Genomic DNA, 8721 nt, shown 5'->3' with positions numbered 1-8721 from the left:
TGGTCCGGGCAGCGCGGATCGTCGATGCAACGCGCCAGACGCTCGGCCACCCGCAACCGCTTTTCCACCTCGGCCAAGGCCAGAACGCCGCTGTTGGACGACAGCATGCCGCCGTCGAAACGGGCGACGACGGACTTGCCGCCGACTGATGACAAACCGCTCAGCGGCAGCGCAAGATCGTTCATGGTGGGTGTGGTCTCCGGGAAATGGTTCGGATCGGCTTAAGCAACCAAATCCTACGTTTTTCAACGGCTTGCGCCACATCCACCAACCCCCATGAATTTTTCAGGCTAGGATCCGGACCCATAAAGGGATTCCACTGACAGTGGTTTTATGAGTCACGGTCTCCAAAGGGAGGCCACAGATGAATCGCGATTATTTCTGGCTGACGGAGGGAGCAGGTTTCGCGGCCGCAGGCGCTGCTGCCAACCGACACGCGCGGCAAGCCAAGAGTATGACCGCCGAGCGATTGGCGGCATCGTCCATGTCCTCAAGTCCGGCGGCCGCTGGGTCGATGCCCCGCAAGTCTACGGGCCGAGAAAGACGCTCTACAATCGCTTTGTCCGATGGGCTGCCAAAGGCGTTTGGGTCGACATCTTCCACGCCCTGGCCTCGGCTGGCGGTCCTCCGGCTGAGGTCCTGATCGACCTCTTCGGCCGTGAAGGCGCATCGCTGCGCTTCTGGCGGCACAGGGGGGAGCAAAATCAGGCGATCGGCCGGTCGCGCGGTGGGCGAACCACGAAGATCCACGCCCTGACCGATGGCCTGTGCCGCCCGATCGCTTTCCTCTTGACCGGTGGCCAGGTCTCCGATTGCAGCGCCGGAGATTTGCTTCTGGAGCAGATGCCCAAGAGCCCGATCCTGCACGCCGACAAGGACTATGATACCAATGCCATTCGCCACAGGTCTAGGCTAAAGCGGCGATGCCGAACATTCCGCCGAAGCCAACCGGCGCTGGAAGAACTGCTTCTCCCCGTTCCTCTACCGTGATCGCAACGCCATCGAGCGCATGTTCGGACGGCTCAAGGATTTGCGCCGCATCGCCACCAGATACGATCGATCGGCCACGAACTTCCTCGCTGCCGTCTGCCTAGCCGCTACGGTCAGTTACTGGCTGTGACAGTTGTCCTCGACAAACAGAAGCGAACTTGCGCCCTGAAGCAGGGTGATCGCTTCAGAAACGGTGCGAAGGAGTATGTCACTCGCCGGCTCGATGTCGTGGATGAGGCCGGCGGCCTCACCAATCATGATCGCGGCTATTGTGGGATCGCCGCTTGCCCACGCTTCCCGGTAGGCAGCGGACTGCGCGTCAATGTCGGCAAGGAGATGGGCCTCATTGCCGTGCCAGGCTTCCGTAAAAGCATTCTTCCGAACGCGCAGTGAAAACCGCGATGGCCAATCCAGGCGGCGCGCTAGGTCCATCACCGAGGTTCGAACCGTGTCGTCTCCGGTCGCGGCAAGGGCAGCCTGGTGCAGATTTGGATGAACGAGAGCCTCCAACGAGGCCCAGAAACGTGATCCCATCACGACGCCATCAGCGCCAAGCATCAGCGCCGCTGCAAGCCCACGACCATCGGCGATGCCACCGGCCGCGCAGATGAGCGTGTCCGGCGCCCGTCGCCGTACCAAGTTCGCGACCTCCGGAACAAATGTGAATGTCGCTCGCTTCTCACCGTGACCGCCGGCTTCCGCGCCTTGGGCGACGACGATGTCGGCTCCGGCATCAAGAGCGCGGCGCGCGTCGTCGAGGCTCTGGACCTGGCAGATCAAGGGGACCCCGGCGGCCCGTATCGCCGGCGAAAAAGGCGCCGGGTCGCCAAAGGATAGGAAAATCGCACTTGGTCGCCGCTCCAAGGCCTTATCGAGTAGGCGCGGGTTCCTGGCGAGTGACCAAGTTATGAAGCCGCAGCCGACAGGTCGGTTGCCAGATCGCTCGAACTCTCGCGTCAGCCAATCAGCGTCGCCATAGCCGCCGCCGATAAGCCCAAGCCCTCCGGCTGTACTGACCGCACCTGCGAGTTCCCCGCCCGATGCGAATGCCATCGGCGCGCTGATGATCGGATGCTGCAGTTTAAGCCGATCAGTGAGACGGGTTACGATGCGCATCATCACTCCAACAGATTGCCTTGAGTATCGCAGGTTCGGTTGATCCTATCGAGCCCCGCTCAGCGCCCGCGACTAACGGCAACCAGAGCCGCCAGCGCAGTCGACCGACGGTTATGAGTCCGGACCCTAACACTACTTTGGCACTTTAGGCTCTGGGATATTCGCAAGGAGCATGTCACAGCGAGGACATCGTCGGGGTGGAGGTCGTGCGAAGATGTCGAGGATCGCTTGCCTGATGGCCGGCATGCTTGGCTGTGGTGGCGGTCCCGAGACTCTTTTTTTTCCGTCCCGCTGCTTTGAGGCGGCGGGATTGAAGGAAGGCGTAGGCGATCATCGTCATCAACGCATGTCGATGTAATCCCGTCCAGGATCTACCTTCGAAGTGGTCGAGCCCAAGCTCTTCCTTGAGCTGCTGGTGGGCCTGTTCACAGATCCACCTGGCCTTGATCGTGGCAGCGAGCGTCTTGATGGTGGCATCGGCCGGCAGGTTCGACACATAGTATTTTTGCTCCCCGGTCGGCCGCCGCTCGCCGACGAGCCAAACCTCGTCGCCAGGCATGCATTGCATACGGTTATCGAGCATCCGGTGCTTATGGCCATCCGCAACACGGACACGACGGGCCGCGAAGAGACAGGTCAGCCGACCTTTGGTGCCCCGCCGCCAGCTGACCTTTTGCCATTTCCCTTCGGCCAACAACGTTTCAGCCGAGACCGGGGGCTGATCAGGGATGTGGTATTTGCGGGGCTTTCCGGCCTTCGCGACGGGGAAGATCAGGGCAACGTCGGCGGGATAGACGTTCTGGCGTCGCGACAGACCCACTGCCCACAGCAGACCGCGCTCACTCAAAGCCTGACGGAAGGGTCCGCTGGAGCCGTACCCTGAATCGGCAAGCACACAGCCAAAACGCGCACCGGAGGCGATGACGCGGTCGACCTCCTCGATTGCAATCTCCGGCTTTGTCAGAGCAGTCTGTCTATCCTTCGGCACACGAGCCCGCGCCATACGTTCAGGATCATCTGTCCAGCTCTCGGGCAGGAATAGCCGCAGGCCCACCATCACCTGCACCTCGCGCGACGCCAAGGTTACCGAGACCAGCGACTGACAATTGGCAGTCTTTCCGAGCGACGAGGCATATTGTGGCGCGACGCCAACCGAGTGACGTCCCTTCTTGGGCAACGCCGTATCATCGATGACAAGAAAACCCGCCTCATCGCCAACCAGGCCATCTGCCTTCTTCAGCAGGGCAGCCTCGAGTGGAGCACTGTCCCAAACTCCGGCAGCGACGAAATGATGAAGCTGATCGTAGCCGACCTCGCCAGCGCGCGCCGCCATCGGCTGAACGCTCTTGCGGTCTCCTGGACCAATCAAACCCGCGACATAGAGAGGACACATCCGCGCCCGCGTCTTGTGCCCTAGCGCCGCGACAAACGGCGCAAGCCAGCGCGCCAGATCAGCTTGCCAGTTCCCATCCATGGCCGGCCCCTCCAAAAGCCGACCTCCTATGAATCACCGAAGACGCCTCTTGGGAATCCTGAAAGTGCTCGCCCGCCAAAATCTGCCAAAGTAGTGCTAAACTAACCCATCAGCAAACTTACGACCGGGCTTTGAGCCCGTCACCGATCGATCCAATGGCGCTGCGGTTACCTGGACCGACCTGAAAACCAGCCTGTCACAGCCTTAGCTTCAGTCCATCCAGCAATGCGGCACGAAGCAGATTTCAAGATCATGCGCGGCGTGAGATCTGCGTGGCCATCATCCTGAACCTCGTAGGCGCCAAATGGGCCTCGGCACATGAGGTCACTAACACTCTCGGTCTCTTTAGCCGCAGGCGGCAGTGAGCTCGGCTCAGCGCTCGTAATCCTTATCATTTGAGCGCTGGGTCTTGCGGTCCTGCTCTTCCGACTGCCGTGCCTTCTGTTTGTTGGCGTCCTTCTGCTTGGCTGCCACCTTCTCCTGCTCGGTGCCGGTGCGCGGCTGCTCCGGCTCGCGGGGATCGTCCCGAGTTGGAAGGTCTCCCCCTCGCGGCTCGCGCTCGGGGATAGGCTCGCCACCGCCACCACCACGACGCTGCTGCTGCCGCTCGAATTGCAGCCGCGCGAGACGGTCGTGCATCTTGTCGTTCACCTCTTCACGATACTGTTCGAACTGACCTTGATGCGCCGGCGGCAGCGTCTCGCGCATGTTGTCGAGAGCCTGATTGACGCGGGCCATCTGACGCCGCATTTCCAAGGGGGTCTGCGCCATGTCCAAATCTCCTATCAGTGCATTCAATTCTCTCATACCGGGATGGGACAGAAAAGACTTCTGCCCCGATTGATCAGCTCCGCGACCCGCGCCAGGACCTGGCTGCCCTTCCCCTGTCCCATCGCCACGGAACCGCAGAAAATTGTTGCCGATCGACTCCGCTGCCGTGAGAGCCTGTCCGACTATGCCCGCAGTCCGCATCGTCGTCACAGTCTTTTGCCATGCGGCAGCGATTGCATCGCCGTTCACGACAAGCGATTGCATATCGAAACGGCGTTGCCGCTTGGCCTCCACTCTCTCGATTGTCCTGGCGCTGACCTGATAGCGCGGATCGCTCTGTGCACGGCTGTAGGCTCCGGCATGCTCCTTCGTGAATGGCCGCGTCATCGCATGATCCATGCGCCGCGTCGCCACCATCGCAATGCCGTTCTCGCGTGCTTTTTCCGCAAAAGTCTCGCGCCAGGCTGCGAGATCAGGCTTGTAGAATTTCAGGCGCTCGCCGTCGGCTGACCGTGCCTGCACCATCGCGTGGATATGGACGTGCTTGGTGTCCTTGTGATGCGCCAGGACGAACTTGTATCCTGGCGCGCGCTCCTCGAGCACGGAGCGCGCCGCGGCCATCACGGCGTTGGCATCGGTGCCGGCTCTTGCCGAGAAAAGCAGGTGATAGGCATTGCGGCGCTCACGCCCCGAAAACTGCGGGCGCCATTGTTCATAGATCGAAGCCGCCGCCTTGGTGGAGCTTTTCACAGCAGGCACAGGCTCGCCATTTGCGTGGCGGATGTGGCTGTGGGTGCGGATGAACTTCTGCAGGAAATATTTCGCTTTGGGTTCACGGCTCACGGCCGCCGTTACCTCTGCCTTGGCGACCACCCCCGCCTCGCCCATGGCTTCAGACAGGCGCGCTTCGATCTTGTCGAGCGCCTTGCTGCGCGAATTTTTTTCCCGACCGCCGGCGAGCACCTTGGCAAGCGGTCCGGCCCGCTCATCGGTATGCGCGTAAACCTCCACCGTCTGTCCATCCTGCGCATAGATGAACGGTTTTGCCCCGAAGGCCTTGCTCAGCGCCTCGCTCAAGGCGGCATCGGTCACCTCGCTAGCGAGATCGAAGCGAACCTCGATAAAATTGGTGTTTTCCAAGGGCGGTTCGAACGTCTCGCAAAACGATTCCAGGAACGCCTTTCTTGCGGCACCTGTCGCAAGCACCTGCCCGTCCTCGTCGAAAATCTCGATGTCGTGTTTCTCGCCTTTTTCGTCCTCGCGCTTCCCGATGTAATTGAGCAGCCGGGCGGCAGCTTCCTTGGTCGATGGCGGATTGGGCATGACCTTGAACACGGCAGGCTGCGCGCCCGCCGCATAGCCTGCCCGTGCCGCCACGGCCCGCGCCTGATAGCCCGTCCGCGCCGCTCGTGCCGTACCGCTCGGACGAACAGCACCACGACCACCGCCGCCGCGCCGCTTCCAGTCTTCCTCCTCCTCTTCCGGCCGGAAACCGGCGAGCGTGACGCCATAGATCATGATCGGCGCGCTAGCGGCCTTGGGCGAACTCGCAGCAGCAGTGGACTTCGGTGCCCTGCTGGACATGGAGCTCCCCGCCGCCCCCAATCCTCCCGGCGACGAACGATGGGCGCTCCTGCCGCCACCTGCCGTCGAGCCGCCTCCTTGCCCGAGGCGTCCGCCGCCACCGGTCCGCTCCTAGCTCTTCATCGCCTGGAATTCACCGACCTCGCGGCGGGCGCCCGTGACGGACTTGTCGTCGTCCAGCTCCTCACGCTTCACGCCGGACTCGCCTCGAAGATAGCGTTCGATTTCGGCCGCGTAGCCAGCAAGACGACCGCTCATGGCCTGGCCACCCTCGCCTTGCGTGACCCGCCAGTCATCGCCTTCAGTTCCTCGCGAAACTGCCGCACCAGGTTGCCCACGGCGACCAGCGCCTGTTCAAGATCCTCATCGTGGGCAACACGGCCGTCATTTATCGCGCGCACGGCCTGATTGAAATTGACGCCGACGCGCCGCAGCTGATCGGTCATGTCCACGATCGCCGGCCGCAACGCCTCTGACGCGATAGGCAGATACCCGGCCTCTGCCCGCACAAGACGCCGCACGACCTCGCTGACGGTAACGCCGTCCCGCTCCGCAATGGCTTTAAGGTTGGCCAGCTCGTCAGCCGAAAATCGGATGTGCGTCACCTCGCCGTAGCGCCGTGACGCGTTCTGTACCGCTGCTTTCTGGGCGCCTGCATCCATCTCTCAAGCCCGCTTGCGGGCGCTAAGGCCCGACAGGGCCGCGCCGCCTATTTTGTGTGTATCACAAAATAGGCTATCCTGCCAAGAAAAGGACAAAGCCGACGTTCCTTTCTCACCAGCCCAGTTGTCAACCGCAGCGGGCCGGTCGCGATGTGTTTCCATCGTGACTTGATGTAGTGTGTCTATGATGCGTTGAGGACTGATGCGTAGTCGGAAATGCGTAGTCGGAAATGCGCAGTCGATGGGCCACCGGACCTATTCCTTCGCTGCAGATAGCAGCTGCGCAAAAACCGCACCGTGAACGAGCTCTTATTGGTGCGCGCCTGGGTTGCCAAACCAGTCTTCCCCGTTGACTATGTCACCATGTCTCTACCGTGATATTGTTCCATGTTGACTTGTTCCATGTTAACATGGAAACAAGGAGACAATGCCGGAAGGAGGCCCCATGATCATCTCCGCTGCGATCCCAAAGGGCGGCACTGGCAAATCGACGATGCTGCGCACCCTCGCATCCGTCGCGCTGCACCGGGGTTATTCGGTCACTCTTATCGACGGCGACCGGCGGCAGAACATGAACCGCTGGTTCCAGATGTTGGGCGAAGCTGGCAATCGTCCTGACAGGCTCACGATGGTGAGCGCGATGACACCGCAGGAAATCCTTCGCGCGGCAGCCACTCACAACGGTGAACGCTCGGTCGTCTTGATCGATACGGAAGGCACCACAAACGACAACCTCATGGCCGGGCTCTTCGCCGCCGACATTGTCGTCGTGCCGGTCTATTTTGCCCTCGACGATGTGACCGCCGCTATCCAGATCACCGACCACTATATTCCGCTGGCGGTCGGGAGCCGGGGTAAACCGTTGCCTGCGATATTCGTGCTGACCAAGCAGACCATCATCGATGGCAGGGCGCGAGCCCTGACCGAACTGCGCACCATCATCCAGGCCAACGGCACGCCCATTGCAGAACACGTCCTGCACAATCGCGTTGCCTACCGCGACCTTCAGACGGGGCAGACCCTTTACAGCCCCGAGGTGCCTGACGCGAAGGCGATTGCCGAGAGCGAAGGGGTCTTCGACGACCTTCTGCAAACCTTCATCGAAGCCACAAGGAACGCGGCATGAGTGAAGAAACCGCACCGAAACCCGGTGACGACAAGAAAGCCCGCATGATGAAGGCGATTTCCACGCAGCCGCCGGCACTGCCGAGCATGTTCATTTCATCGCCGAAGATCGAGGCGCAGAAGCTGGAGCCGAATGTCGGATCGGCGATGTCGCAGACGCCCGAGCCGGCATCGGGTGCAAGCCCTGACTTTCGCAAGCTGCTGCGGCAGGGTCAGAAAAAGGATCCGATAGCCGGCAAGAAGATTCGCGACGAGGAGATGATCCGCTGCGGGTATTACCTGACGGCTGCGGAGCAGCGCCATTTCAAGCTGCTGGCGATCAGCAACGGCCACAGCATGACCGAACTGCTGCGAAAGGCTGTGCAGGATTATATCCGCATTCATAAGCACAAACTGCCGAAGGAATAATCGGCGGTTTTGAGTCGCTCTCGCATGCCGTGACGGGTGATGTTCGTGGCTCTTTTGCAACGTGCAAAAAAAGGGCCCGCGACGGAGTGTTCCGTCGCGGGCCCTGAGATGTTTGCCTACTTGGATTGGTTGAGGTGTTTCAGCATCTGGCCGAAGATTGTGTCTCGCACCGGACGCCCGCTGGCTGCCGCTTTGTCGCCGACCAGCTTTGCCGCCAGTTTGGGCGACAACGGCATGAAGTCGTAGCCGTGTGCGATGGCTGCATGGCGAAGATCGTCAAGCGCTTCGAACGCGCGATCGCGGGTGCCAAGCCAAAGACGGGGCTCGTCGGTTTCTTCGTGCGGGAACGCTTGCAGGAAGTAGGTCCGAAGCGGTAGGTCGTAGCCGATGACAGCGTCTGGATCGGAGTGGCCCTTTCCGATGACGGTGCCAGTGACAGTGATAGTATAGCGGCTCATTGCAACCTCCTTTTGCCGGTGGGGAGCCCGGGGCGCCGCCGGGGCGGGCCCCCGCGGGCCGGGGGGGGGTGGGTGGGCGTTGGGCGAGGTGTTTTTAGCGACCCCCCCGGCGCGGGGGCAGGGGGCAGACGAA

Annotated in this window: 9 protein-coding genes and 2 pseudogenes; 4 read left to right on the top strand and 7 right to left on the bottom strand. The window is 61.6% G+C overall.

The window, feature by feature from the left end:
- A partial coding sequence (locus tag NKJ08_RS37505) for a transposase (protein WP_352496236.1) occupies positions 1–185 on the bottom strand: 185 nt, incomplete at its 3' end.
- A gap of 148 nt (positions 186–333) precedes the next feature.
- Here NKJ08_RS37505 and NKJ08_RS37500 point away from each other — a divergent pair.
- Together NKJ08_RS37500 and NKJ08_RS37495 are read left to right on the top strand one after the other, a co-directional pair.
- Positions 334–990, top strand: a complete 657-nt coding sequence (locus NKJ08_RS37500) for an IS5 family transposase (RefSeq protein ID WP_352786208.1) — start codon at positions 334–336, stop codon at positions 988–990.
- Positions 983–1120 (top strand): annotated as a pseudogene (locus NKJ08_RS37495) (transposase); the annotation flags it as partial. The gene NKJ08_RS37500 and the pseudogene NKJ08_RS37495, both read left to right, overlap by 8 nt.
- On the opposite strand, the gene NKJ08_RS37490 reads toward NKJ08_RS37495, so the two are convergent.
- From NKJ08_RS37490 to NKJ08_RS37470, 5 genes and pseudogenes are all read right to left on the bottom strand, one after another.
- The gene (locus NKJ08_RS37490) at positions 1108–2106 is read right to left on the bottom strand and encodes an NAD(P)H-dependent flavin oxidoreductase (protein ID WP_352707577.1); all 999 of its coding nucleotides are present in this window, start codon (positions 2104–2106) and stop codon (positions 1108–1110) included. The pseudogene NKJ08_RS37495 and the gene NKJ08_RS37490 overlap by 13 nt on opposite strands.
- A 175-nt stretch (positions 2107–2281) precedes the next feature.
- Positions 2282–3617: pseudogene (locus tag NKJ08_RS37485) on the bottom strand (IS701 family transposase).
- Between the two features lie 335 nt (positions 3618–3952).
- Complete coding sequence (locus tag NKJ08_RS37480) at positions 3953–5935, bottom strand: relaxase/mobilization nuclease domain-containing protein (protein ID WP_352786206.1); 1983 nt, start codon at positions 5933–5935, stop codon at positions 3953–3955.
- Between the two features lie 111 nt (positions 5936–6046).
- Entirely contained in the window at positions 6047–6193 is a 147-nt protein-coding gene (locus NKJ08_RS37475) for a hypothetical protein (protein ID WP_352786204.1), read from the bottom strand.
- Positions 6190–6597, bottom strand: a complete 408-nt coding sequence (locus tag NKJ08_RS37470; RefSeq protein WP_352707581.1) for a plasmid mobilization protein — start codon at positions 6595–6597, stop codon at positions 6190–6192. The genes NKJ08_RS37475 and NKJ08_RS37470 overlap by 4 nt, the downstream gene beginning before the upstream one ends.
- Before the next feature lie 445 nt (positions 6598–7042).
- Between NKJ08_RS37470 and NKJ08_RS37465 the strand changes: the two genes are divergently transcribed.
- On the top strand, positions 7043–7723 hold the full coding sequence (locus NKJ08_RS37465; RefSeq protein ID WP_352786202.1) for a nucleotide-binding protein: 681 nt from the start codon (positions 7043–7045) through the stop codon (positions 7721–7723).
- Positions 7720–8130: a hypothetical protein gene (locus NKJ08_RS37460; protein WP_352707585.1), complete on the top strand. Its 411-nt coding sequence runs from the start codon at positions 7720–7722 to the stop codon at positions 8128–8130. The genes NKJ08_RS37465 and NKJ08_RS37460 overlap by 4 nt, the downstream gene beginning before the upstream one ends.
- A 116-nt stretch (positions 8131–8246) precedes the next feature.
- Here NKJ08_RS37460 and NKJ08_RS37455 read toward each other — a convergent pair whose 3' ends face one another.
- A complete protein-coding gene (locus tag NKJ08_RS37455; RefSeq protein WP_352707587.1) occupies positions 8247–8588 on the bottom strand; it encodes a hypothetical protein in 342 nt (113 codons plus the stop codon).
- Between the last annotated feature and the right edge of the window lie 133 nt (positions 8589–8721).

Source organism: Mesorhizobium sp. M0244 (assembly GCF_040321795.1).
Taxonomy (GTDB): domain Bacteria; phylum Pseudomonadota; class Alphaproteobacteria; order Rhizobiales; family Rhizobiaceae; genus Mesorhizobium.
This window is presented reverse-complemented; position numbering and strand designations above follow the sequence as displayed.